23 protein-coding genes are annotated in these 19,953 nt (G+C 72.4%); 17 read left to right on the top strand and 6 right to left on the bottom strand.

Features of this window, described 5'->3' with window-relative positions; translation table 11 throughout:
• The first annotated feature begins 159 nt into the window (after positions 1-159).
• Positions 160-1,071 carry a pyridoxal 5'-phosphate synthase lyase subunit PdxS gene (gene pdxS / locus ACFPM7_RS16390; RefSeq protein ID WP_378248488.1) on the top strand — a complete coding sequence of 304 codons (912 nt, stop codon included), beginning with the start codon at positions 160-162 and terminating at the stop codon, positions 1,069-1,071.
• 60 nt (positions 1,072-1,131) lie between these two features.
• On the opposite strand, the gene ACFPM7_RS16385 is transcribed toward pdxS, so the two are convergent.
• Positions 1,132-1,689, bottom strand: a complete 558-nt coding sequence (locus tag ACFPM7_RS16385) for a helix-turn-helix domain-containing protein (RefSeq protein WP_378248487.1) — start codon at positions 1,687-1,689, stop codon at positions 1,132-1,134.
• A gap of 74 nt (positions 1,690-1,763) precedes the next feature.
• On the opposite strand from ACFPM7_RS16385, the gene ACFPM7_RS16380 reads away from it, so the two are divergent.
• The 6 genes from ACFPM7_RS16380 to ACFPM7_RS16355 all read left to right on the top strand — a co-directional run bounded on the left by ACFPM7_RS16380 (position 1,764) and on the right by ACFPM7_RS16355 (position 6,456).
• Positions 1,764-2,456 (top strand): AzlC family ABC transporter permease, encoded by a 693-nt coding sequence (locus ACFPM7_RS16380; RefSeq protein WP_378248486.1) that lies wholly within the window; start codon positions 1,764-1,766, stop codon positions 2,454-2,456.
• A complete protein-coding gene (locus ACFPM7_RS16375; RefSeq protein WP_378248485.1) occupies positions 2,453-2,761 on the top strand; it encodes an AzlD domain-containing protein in 309 nt (102 codons plus the stop codon). The genes ACFPM7_RS16380 and ACFPM7_RS16375 overlap by 4 nt, the downstream gene beginning before the upstream one ends.
• A 13-nt stretch (positions 2,762-2,774) precedes the next feature.
• Entirely contained in the window at positions 2,775-3,392 is a 618-nt protein-coding gene (pdxT, locus tag ACFPM7_RS16370; protein ID WP_378248484.1) for a pyridoxal 5'-phosphate synthase glutaminase subunit PdxT, read from the top strand.
• Positions 3,393-3,407: 15 nt separating this feature from the next.
• Positions 3,408-4,160, top strand: a complete 753-nt coding sequence (locus tag ACFPM7_RS16365) for a YebC/PmpR family DNA-binding transcriptional regulator (protein ID WP_378248483.1) — start codon at positions 3,408-3,410, stop codon at positions 4,158-4,160.
• Complete coding sequence (locus tag ACFPM7_RS16360; RefSeq protein ID WP_378248482.1) at positions 4,160-4,672, top strand: DUF4262 domain-containing protein; 513 nt, start codon at positions 4,160-4,162, stop codon at positions 4,670-4,672. The genes ACFPM7_RS16365 and ACFPM7_RS16360 overlap by 1 nt, the downstream gene beginning before the upstream one ends.
• 68 nt (positions 4,673-4,740) lie before the next feature.
• Positions 4,741-6,456 carry a metallophosphoesterase gene (locus tag ACFPM7_RS16355; RefSeq protein WP_378248481.1) on the top strand — a complete coding sequence of 572 codons (1,716 nt, stop codon included), beginning with the start codon at positions 4,741-4,743 and terminating at the stop codon, positions 6,454-6,456.
• 1 nt (position 6,457) lies between these two features.
• On the opposite strand, the gene ACFPM7_RS16350 is transcribed toward ACFPM7_RS16355, so the two are convergent.
• On the bottom strand, positions 6,458-6,748 hold the full coding sequence (locus ACFPM7_RS16350; protein ID WP_378248480.1) for a DUF4342 domain-containing protein: 291 nt from the start codon (positions 6,746-6,748) through the stop codon (positions 6,458-6,460).
• A gap of 138 nt (positions 6,749-6,886) precedes the next feature.
• Here ACFPM7_RS16350 and ACFPM7_RS16345 point away from each other — a divergent pair, with 138 nt between their 5' ends.
• The 10 genes from ACFPM7_RS16345 to ACFPM7_RS16300 all read left to right on the top strand — a co-directional run bounded on the left by ACFPM7_RS16345 (position 6,887) and on the right by ACFPM7_RS16300 (position 17,288).
• Positions 6,887-7,426 (top strand): class I SAM-dependent DNA methyltransferase, encoded by a 540-nt coding sequence (locus ACFPM7_RS16345; RefSeq protein ID WP_378248479.1) that lies wholly within the window; start codon positions 6,887-6,889, stop codon positions 7,424-7,426.
• Positions 7,427-7,506: 80 nt separating this feature from the next.
• On the top strand, positions 7,507-8,073 hold the full coding sequence (ruvC, locus tag ACFPM7_RS16340) for a crossover junction endodeoxyribonuclease RuvC (RefSeq protein WP_378248478.1): 567 nt from the start codon (positions 7,507-7,509) through the stop codon (positions 8,071-8,073).
• Positions 8,074-8,090: 17 nt separating this feature from the next.
• The gene (gene ruvA / locus ACFPM7_RS16335; protein WP_378248477.1) at positions 8,091-8,687 is read left to right on the top strand and encodes a Holliday junction branch migration protein RuvA; all 597 of its coding nucleotides are present in this window, start codon (positions 8,091-8,093) and stop codon (positions 8,685-8,687) included.
• A complete protein-coding gene (ruvB, locus tag ACFPM7_RS16330) occupies positions 8,684-9,802 on the top strand; it encodes a Holliday junction branch migration DNA helicase RuvB (RefSeq protein WP_378248476.1) in 1,119 nt (372 codons plus the stop codon). The genes ruvA and ruvB overlap by 4 nt, the downstream gene beginning before the upstream one ends.
• Positions 9,803-9,893: 91 nt before the next feature.
• Positions 9,894-10,247: a preprotein translocase subunit YajC gene (gene yajC / locus ACFPM7_RS16325; protein WP_378248475.1), complete on the top strand. Its 354-nt coding sequence runs from the start codon at positions 9,894-9,896 to the stop codon at positions 10,245-10,247.
• A 156-nt stretch (positions 10,248-10,403) separates the two neighbouring features.
• Complete coding sequence (secD, locus tag ACFPM7_RS16320; protein ID WP_378248474.1) at positions 10,404-12,194, top strand: protein translocase subunit SecD; 1,791 nt, start codon at positions 10,404-10,406, stop codon at positions 12,192-12,194.
• Position 12,195: 1 nt separating this feature from the next.
• On the top strand, positions 12,196-13,404 hold the full coding sequence (gene secF / locus ACFPM7_RS16315; protein WP_378248473.1) for a protein translocase subunit SecF: 1,209 nt from the start codon (positions 12,196-12,198) through the stop codon (positions 13,402-13,404).
• Positions 13,401-13,925 (top strand): adenine phosphoribosyltransferase, encoded by a 525-nt coding sequence (locus ACFPM7_RS16310; protein WP_378248472.1) that lies wholly within the window; start codon positions 13,401-13,403, stop codon positions 13,923-13,925. The genes secF and ACFPM7_RS16310 overlap by 4 nt, the downstream gene beginning before the upstream one ends.
• A 127-nt stretch (positions 13,926-14,052) precedes the next feature.
• Positions 14,053-16,350 carry a RelA/SpoT family protein gene (locus ACFPM7_RS16305; protein ID WP_378248471.1) on the top strand — a complete coding sequence of 766 codons (2,298 nt, stop codon included), beginning with the start codon at positions 14,053-14,055 and terminating at the stop codon, positions 16,348-16,350.
• A gap of 74 nt (positions 16,351-16,424) precedes the next feature.
• Positions 16,425-17,288 (top strand): hypothetical protein, encoded by an 864-nt coding sequence (locus ACFPM7_RS16300; protein ID WP_378248470.1) that lies wholly within the window; start codon positions 16,425-16,427, stop codon positions 17,286-17,288.
• Between the two features lie 54 nt (positions 17,289-17,342).
• Here ACFPM7_RS16300 and ACFPM7_RS16295 read toward each other — a convergent pair whose 3' ends face one another.
• The 4 genes from ACFPM7_RS16295 to ACFPM7_RS16280 all read right to left on the bottom strand — a co-directional run bounded on the left by ACFPM7_RS16295 (position 17,343) and on the right by ACFPM7_RS16280 (position 19,881).
• The gene (locus ACFPM7_RS16295; protein WP_378248469.1) at positions 17,343-18,020 is read right to left on the bottom strand and encodes a helix-turn-helix domain-containing protein; all 678 of its coding nucleotides are present in this window, start codon (positions 18,018-18,020) and stop codon (positions 17,343-17,345) included.
• Positions 18,021-18,024: 4 nt separating this feature from the next.
• On the bottom strand, positions 18,025-18,183 hold the full coding sequence (locus ACFPM7_RS16290; RefSeq protein ID WP_378248468.1) for a hypothetical protein: 159 nt from the start codon (positions 18,181-18,183) through the stop codon (positions 18,025-18,027).
• 67 nt (positions 18,184-18,250) lie between these two features.
• Entirely contained in the window at positions 18,251-19,006 is a 756-nt protein-coding gene (locus tag ACFPM7_RS16285; protein ID WP_378248467.1) for a peptidylprolyl isomerase, read from the bottom strand.
• The gene (locus ACFPM7_RS16280) at positions 19,003-19,881 is read right to left on the bottom strand and encodes a peptidylprolyl isomerase (protein ID WP_378248466.1); all 879 of its coding nucleotides are present in this window, start codon (positions 19,879-19,881) and stop codon (positions 19,003-19,005) included. Before ACFPM7_RS16280 ends, ACFPM7_RS16285 begins: the two co-directional genes overlap by 4 nt.
• Between the last annotated feature and the right edge of the window lie 72 nt (positions 19,882-19,953).

Genomic DNA, 19,953 nt, shown 5'->3' with positions numbered 1-19,953 from the left:
ACATCTTGTCACCGCAGCTGACCGGCGCGCTTCCCCTGACCGGGGAAGTGGCCTGCTGAGATCGGTCCGGATTGGCACCGGTGAGCGGTCCACCTCGCACGTACGCTGTGGTCAGCGGCTTGTGTCCGGCCGCTGCCCCCAACAGTCGAAAGGCGAACCGTGTCCAACGCAGAGACCCCGAACCCGCAGCCCGAGACCGGTACCAGCCGGGTCAAGCGCGGCATGGCGGAGCAGCTCAAGGGCGGCGTGATCATGGACGTCGTCGACGCGGCCCAGGCCAAGATCGCCGAGGACGCGGGCGCCGTCGCCGTCATGGCGTTGGAGCGGGTCCCCGCCGACATCCGCGCCCAGGGCGGGGTGGCCAGGATGAGCGACCCCGACCTGATCCAGGGGATCATCGAGGCGGTCACCATCCCGGTCATGGCGAAGGCGCGCATCGGGCACTTCGTGGAGGCGCAGGTCCTGCAGTCCCTCGGCGTGGACTACATCGATGAGTCCGAGGTGCTGACCCCGGCCGACTACACCAACCACATCGACAAGTGGGCCTACACCGTCCCCTTCGTCTGCGGCGCCACCAACCTCGGCGAGGCGCTGCGCCGCATCACCGAGGGCGCGGCGATGATCCGCTCCAAGGGCGAGGCGGGCACCGGCGACGTCTCCAACGCCACCACCCACATGCGCAAGATCCGCGGCGAGATCAAGCGCCTGACCTCGCTGCCCGAGGACGAGCTGTACGTGGCGGCCAAGGAGCTGCAGGCGCCGTACGAGCTGGTCAAGGAGATCGCCAGGACCGGCAAGCTGCCGGTGGTGCTGTTCACCGCGGGCGGCATCGCCACCCCGGCCGACGCGGCGATGATGATGCAGCTGGGCGCCGAGGGCGTCTTCGTCGGCTCCGGCATCTTCAAGTCCGGCGACCCGGCGAAGCGGGCCGACGCCATCGTCAAGGCCACGACCTTCTTCGACGACCCGGACATGGTCGCCAAGGTCTCCCGCGGCCTGGGCGAGGCCATGGTCGGCATCAACGTCGAGGACGTCCCCGAGCCGCACCGGCTGGCCGAGCGCGGCTGGTAGCCCGCGCGCCAGGCGCCTGCCTGGACGTGCCCAGGCGTGCCTAGACGTGCCTAGACGTGCCTAGACGTGCTCGGAGACCATGCACGCCGCCGTGCCGGGCTCCAGCGCCTCGAAGATGTGCGGGATGTCGCCCGGATAGGCGACGTAGTCCCCCGGACCGAGTTCCACCGGCTCATCGGTCGGGCCCAGCCGGGCCCGGCCGGTGGCCAGGACCACGTGCTCGACCACCCCGGGGAAGTGCGGATCGGACTCGCGCCTGCTGCCCGGCTCGGCGGTGATCAGGTAGATGTCGCGGCGGGCGTTCGGCGGGCACGAGGCCAGCAGCGTGGCGGCGTAGTCGGCGCGCTCGGAGTACACGATCGGCCCCTCGCCCGCGCGGATCACCCGCACGGTCGGGGTCGGCGGCTCCACGAGCCGGGAGAACGGGACGCCGAGCGTCACGCTCAGCGCCCACAGGGTCTCCACGCTGGGGTTGCCCGAGCCGGACTCCAGCTGCGACAGCGTCGACTTGGCGATCCCCGCCCGCTTGGCGGTCTCGCTCAGCGACAGGCCCGCGCGCTCGCGCTCCCGGCGCAGCGAGCGGGCGATGACGTCGAGGGGCGCGCCACGCTGGTCCATCGGACTCCCGTTCGGTGAGACGGAACTGTCGTTCGTCTTGACGAACGACCTGGCACTGTTCATCGTAGGGCACTATGCGTTCGATCTGGCGAACACTCGATGCCGAGCTGTGGCGCGGCGTGCTGGCCATCGCCGCGGCGGCGGCGGTCAGCGGCGCGTCCTTCGGCGCCATCGCGGTGGCCTCCGGGCTGCCCCTGTGGGTACCCCTCACCATGTCCGTGCTGGTCTTCGCGGGCGGCTCGCAGTTCCTGGCCGTCGGCGTCACCGCGGTCGGCGGCAGCCCCATCGCCGCCGTCGTCGGCGGGCTCGTGCTCAACGCCCGCCACCTGCCCTTCGGCCTCGCCGTCGGCGACCTCGTCGGGCGGGGCAGGCTCGCCCGGCTCGTCGGCAGCCACCTGCTCATCGACGAGGCGGTCGCCTTCGCCCTCGCCCAGCGTGACGCCGTGCGCGCCAGGGCCGCCTACTGGGCGTGCGGGGTGACGCTGTTCATCGCCTGGAACTTCGGCGGCCTGGTCGGGGCCCTCGCCGGGCAGCTCGTCGGCGACGCCGAGGCGCTCGGCCTCGACGCGATCTTCCCGGCGGCCATGCTCGCCCTGGTCTTCCCCGCGCTGAAGGACCCGGCCGCCCGCGGCCCCGCGCTCCTCGGCGCGGCGATCGCCCTGGCCGCCACCCCGTTCCTGCCCGCCGGCGTGCCCGTCCTGCTCGCCCTGCTCGGGCTGCTCGCCGTCCCGCGCCGCCCGGCCCGCACCCCGGAGGTGGTCGCATGACGCTGCTGCCCATCCTCGCCCTCGCGGTCGGCACCTTCGCCTTCCGCTACGGCGGGGTCGTCCTGCGCGACCGGATCACCTTCTCCGAACAGACCAAGCGGCTGCTCTCCACCGCCGCCGTGGTCCTGCTGTTCGCCCTGGTCGCCACCGCGGCGCTCGCCAAGGGCCAGAGCTTCGCGGGCTGGGCGCTGCCCGCGGGCGTCCTCGTCGCCGGGCTGCTCGCCTGGCGGAAAGCGCCCTTCGTGGTGGTCGTCGTGGCCGCCGCGCTCACCACCGCCCTGCTGCGCCTGGCCGGGCTCCCCTAGGAGAGGAACGACCGTGTCCGACCGCCCCCTGATCGGCGTGCTCGCCCTGCAGGGCGATGTGCGCGAGCACCTCGCCGCGCTCACCGGAGCCGGGGCCGACGCCACGACCGTGCGCAGGCCCGCCGAGCTGGCGCGGGTGGACGGGCTGGTGCTGCCCGGCGGCGAGTCGACCACCATCTCCCGGCTGCTCGCCGCCTTCGACCTGCTCGACCCGCTGCGCGCCAGGATCGCCGACGGCCTACCCGTCTACGGCTCCTGCGCGGGCATGATCCTGCTCGCCGAGAAGATCATCGGCGGGCGGCCCGACCAGCACCAGGTCGGCGGGATCGACATGGTCGTGCGCCGCAACGCCTTCGGCAGGCAGGTCGACTCCTTCGAGGCCGATGTCGACTTCACCGGCGTCGGTGGCGGCCCGGTGCACGCGGTCTTCATCCGCGCGCCGTGGGTGGAATCGGTCTCCGCCGCGGCCGAGGTGCTGGCCAGGGTCCCCGAGACCCCGGGGGCGGGAGAGGCCGGCGGTAGGATCGTCGCCGTTCGCCAGGGCCGGGTGCTGGCCACCGCCTTCCACCCGGAGCTGACCGGCGACCACCGCGTGCACCGCCTGTTCGCGGACATGGTCCGTGAAGCCTGACCAGCTGGAGGAGAGATGAGCGGCCACTCCAAGTGGGCGACGATCAAGCACAAGAAGGGCGCCGCCGACGCCAAGCGTGGCAAGCTCTTCGCGAAGCTGATCAAGAACATCGAGGTCGCCGCCCGCACCGGTGGCAGCGACCCCGACGGCAACCCGACGCTGTTCGACGCCATCCAGAAGGCCAAGAAGAGCTCCGTCCCCAACGACAACATCGAGCGCGCGCGCAAGCGCGGCGGCGGTGACGAGGCGGGCGGCGCCGACTGGCAGACGATCATGTACGAGGGCTACGGCCCCAACGGCGTCGCGGTGCTGGTCGAGTGCCTCACCGACAACCGCAACCGCGCCGCCACCGAGGTCCGCACCGCGATGACCCGCAACGGCGGCCAGATGGCTGACCCCGGCTCGGTGTCGTACATGTTCAACCGCAAGGGCGTGGTCCTGCTCCCCAAGGGCGAGCTGACCGAGGACGACGTCCTCATGGCCGTGCTCGACGCGGGCGCCGAGGAGGTCAACGACCTCGGCGAGTCTTTCGAGGTCATCTCCGAGGCCGGGGACATGGTCGCGGTCCGCAAGGCCCTGCAGGACGCCGGCTACGACTACGAGTCCGCCGACGCCAACTTCCTGCCCGCCTCGACCGTGCCGCTCGACGCCGACGGCGCGCGCAAGATCTTCAAGCTGATCGACGCGCTGGAAGACTCCGACGACGTGCAGAACGTGTTTGCCAACTTCGACATCTCCGACGACGTCATGGCCGAGGTCGACGCCTAGTGTCCTTATCCGATCTCACCCCGGAGGAGGAGCAGCTGCGGGAGTGGCTGCTCCGCACCGCGGACCGGGACGGATACGCCACCGTCGAGGTCGCCGGGGACGCCGACGGCGCGCCGTACGCCTTCACCGTGGGCGTGTGGCGCGGCCACGGCGCCCCCGAGGGCGTCGTCGTCGGCCTGCCCGTGGAGATGGCGCGACCGCTGCTGGACCTCTACGTGCGCCGCACCGCCGAGGGCGAGCGCTTCTACCCCGGCCTGGTGTACTTCGACTTCTTCGAGGGCACGCCGGTCGTGGTCGAGCGCGTCCACAAGGGCCACTACCCGGAGTTCTTCGGCAGCGCCTTCCTGCTCTACCCGCGCGGGGACTTCCCGGCGCTACAGCTGATCGTCGCCACGCCCGACGGCCACTGGCCGTGGAGCGCCGACGCTCCGGACGGCTTCGACCTCTGGCAGCCCGTCCTCACCTACACCGGCAGCCCCGAGACCTGGCGTCCCGGGATCGACGGCCCCTAACGGCGCTATCGGCCCAGTCCGCCCGCCGACTAGGATCTTGGTCCGGTTTCGCCGAAAGGGGGTGTGCGGTGTCCGCCGAACGGTCGCGTCCCCGGGCCTGCACCGAGCAGGAGCTGGGCTTCGCCCCGCAGCCCGCCGTCCGCTGGCTCGCCCCGAAGGTGCTGATCAGCACCGGCATCCAGTCCGCGATCGCCAGCGTGTTCGGCTCCTACGCCGACAAGCGCGAACTCCAGGGCAGCCTGCCGACGGCGGTCAGCCGCCACACCGGCGAGGAGATCTGGTTCGACTTCACCGCCGACGTCGGCGACGGCTTCGACGCCACCTACTCCATCGCCACCCTGCTCGCCGCGGACTCGGTCACCGTCGACGGCGAGGAGCTGCCGCGCGGGAAGCTGCTGGTCCTGGGCGGCGACCAGGTGTACCCGGGCGCGTCGACCCTGGCCTACGAGGACCGCACCAAGGGCCCCTACCGCGCCGCGCTGCCCGCTGTCGACGGCGAGCGGCCCGTGCTGTTCGCGCTGCCCGGCAACCACGACTGGTACGACGGCCTGACCTCGTTCCTGCGGGTATTCGCCCAGCGCAGGCCCATCGGCGGCTGGGACACCGAGCAGACGCGCTCCTACTTCGCCGTCGAACTGCCGCACCGCTGGTGGCTGCTGGCCATCGACACCCAGTTCGACGACTACGTCGACGCCCCGCAGCTGGAGTACTTCCGCGCCGTCGCCCAGGAGATCCGGCCCGGCGACGGCGTCATCCTGTGCACGCCCGCCCCGGACTGGGTCTCGGCGGGCTCGGGCGGGGCCACCAAGGGCAACGACACCATCGAGTTCTTCGAGCGCGAGATCGTCCGCGCCCGCGGCGCGCAGGTCAGGGTCCACCTCTCCGGCGACACCCACCACTACGCCCGCTTCACCGAGCACGGCGGCGGCAGGCACCGCATCACCTGCGGCGTCGGCGGCGCGTACCTGGCCGCCACCCACGAACTGCCCACCGAGCTGACCGTGCCCCCCGATGCCTCCCGCGTGCGCGACCCCTCCCCGAAGACCACCTACGACCTGGCCGCCCGCTACCCCGACGAGCAGACCTCGCGGCGCTTCGCCACCGGCATCTTCAGCCTGCCGTGGCGCAACCCCGGGTTCTGGGCGCTCACCGGCACCTTCCAGACCCTGATGACCCTCGCGCTGCTGTACGGCCTGGTCGGCACCCTGAGCGACGACGAGCAGCGCGGCTTCTTCGGCAAGGTCGCCGCCTGGGTGCCCGCCATCGGCATCGCGATCGCGCTCATCCTGGGCGGCCTGGCTTTCGCGCGTCTGTCCAAAGGGCACCGGGGCCGCAGGGTCACCGTGCTCGGGCTGCTGCACGCCGCCGCCCACATAGGACTCAGCGTGGGCTGGACCCTGCTGGTCGTCGCCCTGCACACCGGCGTCCTGCCCGACAGCGCCGTCGGCGACTGGACCACGCTGCTGGTCGTGCTGCTCGGCACCCCGCTGGCCATCGGCTTCCTCGACGCCGAACTCGTCGCCCTCTACCTGCGGATCGCGTCCAGCTTCGGGGTCAACCTCAACGAGGTGATGGCCGGGCAGAGCATCGAGGACCACAAGGGCTTCCTGCGCCTGCACATCGGCCCCGACGGCGTCCTCACCATCCACCCGATCCGCCTGGACGCCATCGCCCGCTCCTGGACCGCCCAGCCGGACGGGGCGCCGCACGAACCGTGGCTCACGCCCACCGACCCGCTGCACCCCGCCCGCATGGACGTCCCCATCGCGGTCACCCGCGCCTGACCTACACCCGCTCGGCGTCGGCCGTCGTGGCGGGCGGCGCGGCCGGGCCCTGGCGGTTCTCGATCTTGATGCCGCACTTGCCGACCAGCGCGACCCCCGCGCCGATCGTGGTCGCCACCGGGGCGGCGAGCGCCGCGACCAGCCCGACGGCCACCGGCACGTCCAGCACGACGTCGTCCTTGCTGTCGCGCACGACGACGCGGCGGTTGATGCCCTCGCTGACCAGCCCGCGCACGGCGTCGACCATGGAGTCGGCGGCGGAACGGGTGGACTCGGGCTTGGATTCGCTCATGACTCTCCTCGGTACTGCGGATGTCCCCGTGACTATCCCCTTGACGCTGTCCATCGTGCCGCGACCGCGCCGCGCTGCCATCAGGGTTTACCCCGGGGGTCGCCCCTGAAATGCCCCCGCCTGTGCCACCGTGGACCGGTGACTTGGGACGGCGACGAGTACCAGAGCCGGTTCGACCGGCTGGCCGAGAGCGGCGCGGACGTGCACGGCGAGGCGGAGTACGTCCGCCGACACCACCCCGGCTCCGTGCTGGACGCCGGGTGCGGCACCGGCCGGGTGGCCATCGAGCTGGCCAGGCACGGGATCGAGGTCCTCGGCGTGGACGCCGACGCGTCCATGCTCGCCGCCGCCGGGAAGCGCGCCCCGCACCTGCGCTGGCACCACCACGACCTGACGACCCTGGACCTCGGCCGGGTCTTCGACGTCGTCCTCATGGCGGGCAACGTGCCGCTGTTCACCCCGCCGGGCACCCAGGAAGCCCTGGTCGCCGGGGTGGCCCGGCACGTGCGGCCGGGCGGGGTGCTGATCGCGGGCTTCTCCCTCGACCGCGGCTACGCCGCCGCCGACTACGACGCGCACTGCGCCGCCGCCGGGCTCGTCCTGGCCGAGCGCCACGCCACCTGGGACGCCGAGCCGTTCACCGGCGGCGACTACGCCGTGTCGGTGCACCGGCGCTGACCCCGCGTGTCACCCGGTCCGCGCGCCCGCCCGCCCTCTAAGCTCTCGAACGGTTGTTCTCCACACAGGCGGGAGCGGGCGTGCGCGTGCTGGGAGTCGACCCCGGCCTGACCCGCTGCGGCATCGCGGTGGTCGACGGGGGCGCTGGGCGGCGGATCAAGGCCGTCGCCGTGGACGTCATCCGGACACCCCCCGACGACGCCCTCGCGGTCCGCCTGCTCAAGGTCTCCGACGGGGTCGAGGAGTGGCTGGACCGCCACAAGCCCGACGTCGTCGCCATCGAGCGCGTCTTCAGCCAGCACAACGTGCGCACCGCCATGGCCACCGCGCAGGCGGCGGGTGTCGTGGCCCTCGCCGCGGCGCGCCGGAGCCTGCCGGTGGAGTTCCACACCCCCAGCGAGGTCAAGGCCGCCGTCACCGGGTCGGGGCGGGCCGACAAGTCGCAGGTGACGATCATGGTCACCCGGCTGCTCGGGCTCGCCACCGCGCCCAAGCCCGCCGACGCCGCCGACGCGCTCGCACTGGCGATCTGCCACCTGTGGCGCGCCCCCGTGCGCTCGCGGCTGGCCGAGGCCGAGGCCAGGGCGGCGGAGCTGGCGAGCAGGCACCGTGCCAGGCTGGCCGCGGCGCGCAAAGCACACGAGTAGAGAGAGTTGGACCAGACGTGATCTCGTCGGTACGCGGACAGGTTGCCTCCGTCGGGCTCGACCACGCGGTGGTGGACGTCGGCGGGGTCGGCCTCGCCGTGCAGGCGACGCCGCACACGCTGGCCGGGCTGCGGCGCGGCGAGCAGGCCGAGCTGGCCACCGCGCTCGTCGTGCGGGAGGACTCGCTGACGCTGTTCGGCTTCGCCGACGCCGACGCGCGGGACCTGTTCCGGCTGCTGCAGACCGTCTCCGGCATCGGGCCGCGGCTGGCGCTCGCGGCGCTGGCGGTGCTGGAGCCCGAGCAGCTGCGCCACGCGCTCTCCGACGGCAACATCACCACGCTCACCCAGGTCCCCGGCATCGGCCGCAAGGGCGCCGAGCGGCTGATCATCGAGCTGCGCGACAAGGTCGGCGCGCTGCCCGGCGGGGCCGAGAGCCCGGCCGCCACCTCGCCGAGCCGCGTGCGCGGATCCGTGGTCGAGGCGCTCATCGGGCTGGGCTTCGCGGCCAAGCAGGCCGAGCAGACCGTGGACGCGGTCCTGGCCAAGAAGACCGACGCCGACATGTCCACCGCGCTGCGCGAGGCGCTGGCTGTACTCGGGCGCAAGCGGTGACCCCGGAGTTCGGCGGGGAGTTCGGCGGGGAGTTCGGCGGGGAGTTCGGCCAGGACTTCGACGGCGGGGCAGCCGAGGACTGGGACTCCCCGGTCTCCGCGCACGCCGAGCCCGGCGAGCGCGACGACGAGTCCAGCCTGCGTCCGAAGTCGCTGTCGGAGTTCGTCGGCCAGCCCCGGGTCCGCGAGCAGCTCGAACTCGTGCTCAAGGGGGCGACGGGCCGCGGCGCGCCGCCCGACCACGTGCTGCTCTCCGGGCCGCCCGGCCTCGGCAAGACCAGCCTCGCCATGATCATCGCCGCCGAGCTGGGCAGGCCCATCCGGATCACCTCCGGTCCGGCCCTGGAGCGCGCGGGCGACCTCGCGGCGATGCTGTCGAACCTCGCCGAGGGCGAGGTCATGTTCATCGACGAGATCCACCGCATCGCCCGGCCCGCCGAGGAGATGCTGTACCTGGCGATGGAGGACTTCCGGGTCGACGTCGTCGTCGGCAAGGGACCGGGGGCCACCTCGATCCCGCTGGAGATCGCGCCGTTCACCCTGGTCGGGGCCACCACCCGCTCTGGAGCGCTCACCGGCCCGCTGCGCGACCGCTTCGGGTTCACCGCGCACATGGAGTTCTACACCGCCGCCGACCTGGAGAAGGTCATCCGCCGCTCGGCCGCCATCCTCGGCGTCGACCTGCGCCCCGACGGCGCCGCCGAGATCGCCGGCCGCTCCCGGGGCACGCCGCGCATCGCCAACCGGCTGCTGCGCCGCGTCCGCGACTACGCCGAGGTGCGCGCCGACGGCGCGGTCACCCTGGAGGTCGCCAAGGCCGCGCTGGCCGTCTACGACGTCGACGACCTCGGCCTCGACCGCCTCGACCGCGCCGTGCTGCGGGCCCTGGTCGGGTCCTTCGGCGGCGGCCCCGTGGGCGTCTCCACCTTGGCCGTTGCGGTGGGGGAGGAGCCGACTACGGTGGAAGAGGTGTGCGAGCCGTACCTGGTGCGCGCGGGCATGCTCGCCAGGACCCCGCGCGGTCGGGTCGCCACCGCGGCGGCGTGGGCCCACCTCGGTCTATCCGCCCCGGTAGACGCGCCCGGACACGGCGCGCCTACGCTGTTCGATGAGTGACGGCCGTGCACACCGGCCGCACGCCAATCGGTTATAACGGACTTTCTCCCGGCCGCCAGTCGCTGGGAACGGTTCCGGCGAACGGAGAGACATGGAACAGGCCCTGCTTCCGCTGCTGCTGATCGCCGTGCTCGCGATCCCGCTGATCCTCGGCTCGCGCAGGCAGAAGAAGATGGTGCAGCAGCAGCAGGAGCTTCAGGCTTCGCTGACCATCGGCGACAAGGTGATGACCACGTCGGGCCTCTACGGCACCGTCTCGGACATCTCCGACGAGGCCACCATCGGCATCGAGATCGCTCCGGGCGTGGAGACCACCTGGCTGCGCCAGGCGGTGCGGGAGAAGGTCGGCCCGGATGTCGTGGACGAGGACGAGGTCGAGATCGACGAGACCCCGGAGTCGTCGGCCCAGGTCGCCGCGCCGATCGAGAGCGACAAGCGCAACTAAGACATACCGGGCAGGGGAGTGACCCACGCAACAAAGGGCTTACCCGCCACCGGTTACGCTGCGCCCTCACCCTGTGCAATTCGGGTGTGGGCGCAGCGGCATGGAAAGACCCGGGCCCGCGCCCGCCCCTGACCGAGTCGAGGAGAACGACCGACCGTGGCACCACCGGCCGGGCAGATCCGCCCAGGACGCTATCTGGCGTTCTTCGTCGCGATCGTCGCCTTCCTGTACACCCTGGTGTTCTTCACCGGGGACCGAAAGCTCACCCCGAAGCTGGGCATCGACCTGCAGGGCGGCACCCGTGTCGCGCTGACGGCCCGCACCGAGACCGGTGAGCCGCCGACCCGGGAGTCGCTGGACATCTCGCGGCAGATCATCGAGACCCGGGTCAACGGCATCGGGGTCAGCGGCGCCGAGGTCGTCCTCGACGGCGACACCATCGTCATCACCGTCCCGGGTGAGAACGGTGAGCGCGCCAAGGAACTGGGCCAGACCGCGCAGCTGCGCTTCCGCCCGGTGGTGGGCAGCGCCGCCGCGGACCCGCAACAGCAGCAGCCGCCGCCCGCGACGACGGCGCCGCCCACCTCCGGCACGAGCGCCCCGGCCACCACGACGCCCGCTCCGCCCGCCGCGGGCGGGGCGACGACGACAGCGGCGCCGCAGGGCCGTCCCGCCCCCGCCGCGCAGCAGCCGACCACCCCGGCCGCGCCGCCGCCGTCGGAGGACGTCGCCCAGTGCGAGACCTACGCCCAGCTCGCCAAGAAGGCCGAGGCCGACCCCCAGTCGGTCGAGGACTCCGAGCTGATCACCGCGGGCAAGGCGTGCCGGCAGAACCCCAAGCTCGCCCCCGCCGACGGCGCCCAGCCCGACCAGGCGCTGCAGCAGGCGGCGCTGGCCACCCTCAACTGCGCCTCCACCACCAACGACCCGCTGGTCGGCAACGACGACCCGAAGCTCCCGCTGGCCGCGTGCGACCAGGACGGCGTCGAGAAGTTCATCCTCGGCCCCTCGTTCCTGGAGGGCACCGAGATCAGCAACGCCACCGCGACCCTGGACCCGCAGGGCGTCGGCTACCTGGTCACGGTCAGCTTCCGCCCCGACGGCGCGGCGACCTGGTCGCAGTACACCGCCTCGCACGTGCAGGAGCGCGCCGCGTTCGTCCTGGACACCGAGGTCGTCTCCGCCCCCACCATCCAGGGCGCCATCAACGGCGACACCCAGATCACCGGCGGTGAGGGCGGCTTCAGCCAGACCGAGGCCACCCGGCTGGCCAACGTGCTGAAGTACGGCTCGCTGCCGCTGTCCTTCGAGTCCTCCGAGGCCGAGACGGTGTCGGCGACGCTGGGCCTGGCCTCGCTGCAGGCCGGTCTGATCGCCGGCGGCATCGGCCTGGCGCTGGTGTTCCTCTACTGCCTGCTCTACTACCGCCTGCTGGGCCTGCTGACGATCCTGTCGCTGGTGCTCTCCGGCGTGATCGTCTACGCGTTCCTCATCCTGCTCGGCCGCTGGATCGGGTTCACCCTCGACCTCGCGGGCATCGCGGGCTTCATCATCGCGATCGGCATCACCGCGGACTCCTTCGTCATCTTCTTCGAGAGACTGAAGGACGAAGTCCGAGACGGGCGGACGTTCCGCTCGTCGGTGCCCAGGGCCTGGGTCCGCGCGCGGCGCACCATCCTGTCCGCCGACGCGGTCAGCTTCCTGGCCGCCGCGGTGCTCTACGTGCTGGCCGTCGGCCAGGTGAAGGGCTTCGCGTTCACCCTGGGCATGTCCACGGTGCTCGACCTCATCGTCGTGTTCCTGGTGACCCACCCGCTGGTGGCGATGGCCTCCAAGTCGAAGTTCCTGTCCAACCCGAAGCTCTCCGGCCTCGGCGGTGCCCAGCGCTCCGCGACGCTCCAGCGCCAGTCGCGCGCGGGTGCCACCCCGGCCGCGAAGGAGGCCTGACGTGAAGCGCAGCATCCTTGAGGGGCTTTACGTCGGAAACGGCGCGCTGGACATCATCGGCAAGCGCAAGCGGGCCTATGTCTTCTTCAGCCTGCTGGTGCTCGGCTGCATCCTCACCATGGTGTTCAAGGGCTTCAACCTGGGCATCGACTTCGTCGGCGGCACCCGCATCCAGATGCCCGCCGTCAGCGCGTCCGGCCCGATCGAGCCGGGCGCCGTCGAGGACGTCTACGACGAGGCGCTGCCGGGCAAGGAAGCGGCCTCCGTGCAGACGGTGGGCGCGGGCAACACCGCCAGCATCCAGATCCGCTCGGAGACGCTGAGCACCGACGAGGTCGCCGACCTCAAGGCCGCTCTGTTCGACCGGCTCGCGCCGGTGTCCCCGGAGGGGGAGTCCAGCCAGACGCTGATCAGCGACAGCGCCGTCTCCGGCAGCTGGGGCGGGGAGATCTCGACGAAGGCGCTGTGGGCGCTGATCGTGTTCCTCGTCCTGGTGACGGTGTTCCTCGCGCTCTACTTCGAGCGGTGGATGGCCGTCGCGGCGCTGGTCGGACTGCTCCATGACCTGGTCATCACCGCGGGCATCTACTCGCTGGTGGGCTTCGAGGTCACCCCCGGCACGGTCATCGGTCTGCTGACGATCCTCGGCTTCTCCCTCTACGACACCGTCGTCGTGTTCGACAAGGTCAAGGAGAACACCCGCGGCCTGCTCGGCCTGACCAGGCGCACCTACGGGGAGGCGGCCAACCTCGCGGTCAACCAGACCTTCATGCGGTCGATCAACACCTCGCTGATCGCGCTGCTGCCGGTGACCGGCCTGCTGGTGATCGGCGTCGGCCTGCTCGGCGTCGGCACGCTGGCCGACCTCGCGCTGGTGCAGGCCACGGGCATGCTCGCGGGCGTCATCTCGTCCATCTTCCTGTGCACCCCGATCCTGGTGGACCTGAAGATGCTCGACCCGAAGTACAAGCAGCAGGCCCAGCGGGTCGCGCTGCGCCGCGCCAACGTCGCCCGCAAGCAGGCGGCGGGCGCGGGTGCCGAGGTCCCCGACGCCGAGCTGGACACCACCGACGACGCCGCGCTGGGCGCCGAGCTGCGCCGGGAGAAGGCCATGGCCGCGGCGGGCGGCGTGCCCGCCCGCACCGCCAAGGCCGCCGACCAGAAGCGCAAGTCCACCGGCCACCGCCCGCAGGGCAAGAAGCGCCGGTGACCGACCCGCTGACCAGGGCGCTCGCGCTCATCCGGGAAGTCCCCGACTTCCCCGAGCCGGGCGTCCTGTTCCGGGACCTCAGCCCCATGCTCGCCGACGGACCCGCCCTGGCGGCCGTGGCGGGCGCGCTGGCCGACGACCTCGACCCGGCGATCACGACGGTCGTCGCGGTCGAGGCCAGGGGGTTCCTGTTCGGGGCGGCGCTGGCGGCCCTGCGCGGCCTCGGCGTCGTCCCGGTGCGCAAGGCGGGCAAGCTGCCGCTGGTCGCCGATCGCCAGACCTACGAGCTGGAGTACGGCACCGCCACGCTGGAGCTGCCCGAGGGAGTTCTCTCGACGGGCGAGAAGGTCGTGGTCATCGATGACGTGCTCGCCACCGGCGGCACCCTGGCGGCGTCCTGCGACCTCGTGGAGCGGGCGGGCGCGCAGGTCACCCAGGTGGGGGTCGTCCTGGAGATCGCCGCGCTGGGCGGTCGGGACCGACTAGCCGGGCGGAACACCGCGGCGCTGCTGACCGTGTGATCGTGCCCGGCCGGCTCCCTGCGCGGCGTTGGGCCGTCCGGGTGGAGTTATCCTCGGTATCCGGGTCACAGTCGTGGCCCGGAGGGTCGAGCGCCCCCTGGGCGTTGCGAGCTTGCCGGGAGCATGGGTGACACACGACGTGGGAACCGCGGCCGAGACAGACCAGTCGCCCGCGGGCCGGGAGCCGTCGGCCACCCGGCGCGTACGGGCCAGACTGGCCCGCCGCATCACCGCCCAGCGGGCCGCCCCGGTCAAGCAGGTGCTCGAACCGCTCGCCGCGGTCCACCGCGAGCTGCACCCCAAGGCCGACCTCGCGCTGCTCCAGCGCGCCTACGACGTCGCCGAGGAGATGCACCGCTCGCAGCGGCGCAAGTCCGGCGACCCGTACATCACCCACCCGCTGGCCGTGGCCACGATCCTCGCCGAGCTGGGCATGGACACGACCACGCTGGTCGCCGCCCTGCTGCACGACACCGTCGAGGACACCGAGTACTCCATCGAGCGCCTGCGCGGCGACTTCGGCGACGAGGTCGGGCACCTGGTCGACGGCGTCACCAAGCTCGACAAGGTGCAGCTGGGCTCGGCCGCCGAGGCCGAGACCATCCGCAAGATGGTCATCGCCATGGCCCGCGACCCGCGTGTGCTGGTCATCAAGCTGGCCGACCGGCTGCACAACATGCGCACCATGCGGTTCCTGCCGCCGGAGAAGCAGGCCAAGAAGGCCCGCGAGACCCTGGAGGTGCTCGCCCCGCTGGCCCACCGCCTGGGCATGGCCACGGTCAAGTGGGAGCTGGAGGACCTGGCCTTCGCCATCCTGCAGCCCAAGAAGTACGACGAGATCGTGCGCCTGGTCGCCAACCGGGCGCCCTCGCGGGACACCTACCTGAAGAAGGTCGTCACCGAGCTGGGCGCCAACCTGGAGCAGTCGCGGATCGCCGCGCGGGTCGAGGGCAGGCCCAAGCACTACTACTCGATCCACCAGAAGATGATCGTCCGGGGCCGCGACTTCGACGACATCCACGACCTGGTCGGCGTGCGGCTCCTGGTGGACGACGTCCGCGACTGCTACGCGGCCATGGGCGTGGTGCACGCGCTGTGGCAGCCGATGCCCGGCCGCTTCAAGGACTACATCGCCCAGCCGCGCTTCGGCGTCTACCAGTCGCTGCACACCACGGTCATCGGGCCGGACGGCAAGCCGCTGGAAGTGCAGATCCGCACGCACGAGATGCACCGCACCGCCGAGTACGGCATCGCCGCGCACTGGCGGTACAAGGAGACCAAGGGCAGCCACGCGGGCGTCGACGTGGACGAGATGGCCTGGATGCGCCAGCTGCTCGACTGGCAGCGCGAGGCCGCCGACCCCGGCGAGTTCCTGGAGTCGCTGCGCTACGACCTCGCCGCCAGGGAGATCTTCGTCTTCACCCCCAAGGGCGACGTCGTCAACCTGCCGGTCGGGTCGACGCCGATCGACTTCGCCTACGCGGTGCACACCGAGGTCGGGCACCGCTGCATCGGCGCGCGCGTCAACTCCCGCCTGGTGGCGCTGGAGCGCAAGCTGGAGAACGGCGAGGTCATCGAGATCTTCACCTCGAAGGCCGAAGGCGCGGGCCCGAGCCGCGACTGGCTCGACATCGCCGCGTCGCCCAGGGCCAAGGCGAAGATCAAGCAGTGGTTCGCCAAGGAGCGCAAGGACGAGGCGATCGAGTCCGGCAAGGACGCGATCACCAAGGAGGTCCGCCGCGTCGGCCTGCCCATGCAGCGCCTGGTCTCGGTGGACTCGGTCGCCGCGCTCTCGCGCGAGCTGCGCTACCCCGACGTCGGCACGCTGTACGCGGCGGTGGGGGAGGGCCACATCTCCGCCCGCCACGTCGTGCAGCGCCTGGTCGCGCTGCTCGGCGGGGTCGAGCACGCCGAGGAGGAGCTGGCCGAGCGCGCCACCCCGTCGACCATCGCCCGGCGGCGCAGCACCGGTGACGCGGGGGTCATCGTCAAGGGCGCCTCCGAGGTGTGGGTGAAGCTGGCCCGCTGCTGCACGCCGGTCCCCGGTGACGACATCCTAGGCTTCGTGACCCGCGGCGGCGGGGTCAGCGTGCACCGCACGGACTGCACCAACGCCGACGACCTGCTCAGCACGCCGGAGCGGCTGCTGGAGGTGGAGTGGGCGCCCTCGGAGTCCTCGGTGTTCCTCGTGGCCATCCAGGTCGAGGCGCTGGACCGGCACCGGCTGCTCTCCGACGTGACGAAGGTGCTGGCCGACGAGAAGGTCAACATCCTCTCCGCGTCGGTGACCACCTCGCGCGACCGGGTGGCGGTCAGCCGCTTCTCCTTCGAGATGGGCGACCCGAAGCACCTGGGCCACGTGCTCAAGGTGGTGCGCAACGTGGAGGGCGTCTACGACGTGTACCGGGTGACTTCGGCGTCGTGAGCCCGGCTCCCTGAACCCGACGTCCTGACCGATTCGTCCAAGCCCCGGGCCGCGCGGGCTCCTACGGTGGTCCGGTGACCTTTTCCGCAGCGCAGACGTTCCTGTTCACCCACGCCCGGCTCCTGGAGCGGCACCGCTTCGCCCACCTGTTCCAGGACGGCCCCGCCGATGCGGTGCTGCGCGCGCTGGAGGCCTACCGCAACGCCGACGGCGGCTACGGCCACGCCCTGGAGCCCGACGGCCGCGGCCCGGCCAGCCAGCCCCTGGCCACCCTCACCGCCCTGGACATCCTGCGCGAGGTCGGCGCCCTGGACGAGCACGCCACGTCCGTCGCGGACTACCTGGCCTCCATCAGCGACGCCGAGGGCGCGGTGCCGTTCGCGGTGCCCGCGGGGGAGTACCCGCACTCGCCGTGGTGGCAGGAGTCAACCGAGGGCTCCCTGCTGCCGACCGCCAACCTCGCGGGCGCGCTGGCGAGCCTCGACCACCCGTGGGTCGAGCGCGCCGAGGCGTACTGCTGGACCCGCATCGAAGCCCTGGCCACGTCGCACCCGTACGAGATCCGCGGCTCCTTGGCCTTCCTGGAGCGCGCGGTCGACCGCGACCGCGCGGCGGCGGCCGCCCGGCGGCTCGGCGAGATCACCCGCTCGTCGGGCTTCGTCCGGCTGTCCTCGGTCGACGGCCGGACCCCCGACGGCTACACGAGCGGCGAACTGCCGTTCCCGCACGAGTACGCCCCGACCCCGGACTCCCTGGCCGCCGCGTGGTTCACCGGCGAGGAGCTGGCCGAGGGCCTGGACACGCTGCTGGCCGAGCGCGAGGACGGCGGCTGGTTCCCGAGGTTCCTCTCCTGGACCCCGATCGTGCGCCACGAGTGGGCCGGTCCGTGCACGCTGGAAGCGCTGACAACCCTGCGCGCCCACGGCCGGGCGCTCTGAGCCGTCCGATCCGTGTGACGCTGCTCGGGGTACTCGGCCGGGTGCCGTGACTGGTCAGGCCCTGCCGACGAGTGCGGTGAGCGTGGTGCCGCCCAGGTCGCGGACGTCCCTGGCCAGGTGCGCCTGATCGGTGTACCCGGCCTCGGCCGCCACGTCCGCGAAGGCCGCGCCGCCGCGGGCCAGCCCGAGGGCGCGCTGGAACCTCAGCACCCGGTGCAGCACCTTCGCCCCGTACCCGAACGCCGCCAGGCACCGCCGGTGCAGCTGCCGCTCCCCGTACCCGACCGCGTCGGCGATCTCGCGCACCCGGCCGGTGCCCGCCGCCAGCACCCGCACCCGCTCGGCGAACGGGTCCGGCGCCCCGGGAGCCGCGGCCAGCAGCACCCGCTGCGCCTGCCCGACCGACGTCCCGACCAGCCGCTCCCCGACCCGCTCCGCGGCCTCGCGGCCCCAGAGGTCGGCGAGGTCGACCCGCGCGTCCCGCAGCGCGTCGGCGGGCACGCCCAGCCCGGCCGCCCCGGGCAGGTACCGGAGTCCGACCAGCGTGCCCGGGGGCAGCGAGGTGAACTGCGCCGAGGTGTCCGGCCCCGCCACGAACAACCGCCCGGACGCCGCGTGCCACATCAGGTCCACCGACCCGTCCGGCACCACCCGCCCCGGCACGGCGGCGATCTCGACCGACCACACGCAGGCGACACCCGGCCCCCGCACCGGGTGTTCGCGGTATGTCATGCCCCTAGTGTCGCAGCGGGCGCCGACACCGGTGCCCGGCGCGGGTCAGCAGCCGCTGCAGCAGCCGCAGCCGGGACCCGAGCAGTTGCTGCACCCACAGCCGCATCCGGCCGGCCTGCGAACCTTTGCGCGTCGACGTGTGCTCATCGCGGTCACCTCTCATGCGCGGACAGTGACCTATACGCTACGCGCTATATGTGGGCCTCGACCAGGGGATCTACCCGGACGGATCAGTCCAACTGGGCGGTCTTGACCGTCACGGCGGTCGCGGGCGGACCGTCCTGGCCGCCGCCGGAGACACCCGCCGAAGCGATCTTGTCGAGCACGCCGAGGCCCGCGTCGTCCACGGTCGCGAAGACGGCGTAGGTCGGGGGCAGCACCGAGTCGGCGTACACGAGGAAGAACTGGCTGCCGCCGCTGTGCGGCTGGCCGGTGTTGGCCATCGCGACGGTGCCGCGCGGGTAGACCACGTAGTCGGCGGTGCCCGACGGCGCGAGGTTCTTCGGGTTCTCGTCGGGCAGCGTGTAGCCGGGCCCGCCGGTGCCCTGGCCGGTCGGGTCGCCGCACTGCAGCACCGACAGGGACTGCGACTTGGTGATCCGGTGGCACGGGGAGTCGTCGTAGAAGCCCGAGGTCGCCAGGTGGGCGATGCTCGCCGTCGTGCACGGCGCGGCGGCGTCCATCGTCATCGCGATCTCGCCCTGGTCGGTTACGAGGGTGACCTTCTTGGGGGCCTCGTCGCCGCGCGGCAGGCCGACGTCGCGCCCGCCCGCAGGCTCGTCAGCCGGGGTGCGGCGGTAGTCGCAGCTCGACTCGGTGTCCGAGGGGGCGCCCGATGAGGTGGGGTCGACGGTGGTCGGCCGCGGGATGCCGGTCGCCCCGGTCGGGTCGGCGGCGACCGGCACGCCGCCGGTGGACGAGCCGCAGGCGGACAGCGCCGCCGCGCACACCAGGAGCGCGGCGGCGCCGATCAGGCGCTGGGTCATCCGGCGACGGTGACGCCGGTGATCTTGACCTCGTCCACGGGCTTGCCGTCGCCCGGCGAGCCCTGCGAGACGGTGCCCTTCTTGGCGATCTCGTCGACGACCTTCAGGCTCTCGGCGTCGATGCTGCCGAAGACGGTGTAGTTCGGGGGCAGCTCGGCGGTGCCGTAGACGATGAAGAACTGGCTGCCGTTGGTGCCCTTGCCCTCCGGCGACTTGCCCGCGTTCGCCATGGCCAGGATGCCGCGGCCGTACTTGATCTCCGGGAAGACCTCGTCGTCGAAGGTGTAGCCGGGGCCGCCGCTGCCGGTGCCGGTCGGGTCGCCGCACTGCAGGACCTGGATGCCCGAGGTCGTCAGGCGGTGGCAGACGGTGTCGTTGAAGTAGTTCTGCTTGGCGAGGCTGACGAAGCTGTTCACCGCGCAGGGCGCCAGCGCGCGGTCCAGGGTGGCCTTGACCTCGCCGGAGCCCAGCGCGATCGTCGCGGCGACGGTGCCCTTGCTGGACACACCGTCGGCGGCGGGCGGGTCGACCGCCTTGGCGGGCTCGCGGCCCTCTTCCTTCGGGTAGGCGCACTTCACCGGGTCGGCCAGCGCCTTCGTGCGCTTGGGCACCGCGGCCAGCTCCGTCGGGATGCTCTCGGGCACGTCCGGGGCGGCCTCGGGCTGCGAGGTGTCGGTCTGCGCGGCGGGGTCGGTGGTGGTGTCGTCGTCGCCGATGGTCGTCAGCCAGTAGATCAGGCCGACGACGAGGACGACGCCGACCACGGTCGACACGACGCCGACGGCGCGGCGCTTCTTCGCGCGCTCGGCGCGCCGGACGATTTGGCGCTCAAGCTTGCGCTTCGCGGCTTCGCGGCGCTGCTGGTTCGTCGACACCTCGCACCCTCCCGTGACCATGGTCCTCGCAGGCGCGCAGTCTAGGGGGAGGTGGGGTAAGACCAGCGTGGG

Origin of the sequence: Actinokineospora guangxiensis, assembly GCF_042657845.1 — a bacterium.
In the GTDB taxonomy this organism is placed as follows: domain Bacteria; phylum Actinomycetota; class Actinomycetes; order Mycobacteriales; family Pseudonocardiaceae; genus Actinokineospora; species Actinokineospora guangxiensis.
The sequence above is the reverse complement of the archived record's forward strand: the minus strand, read 5'-3'. Positions and strand labels throughout refer to the sequence as shown.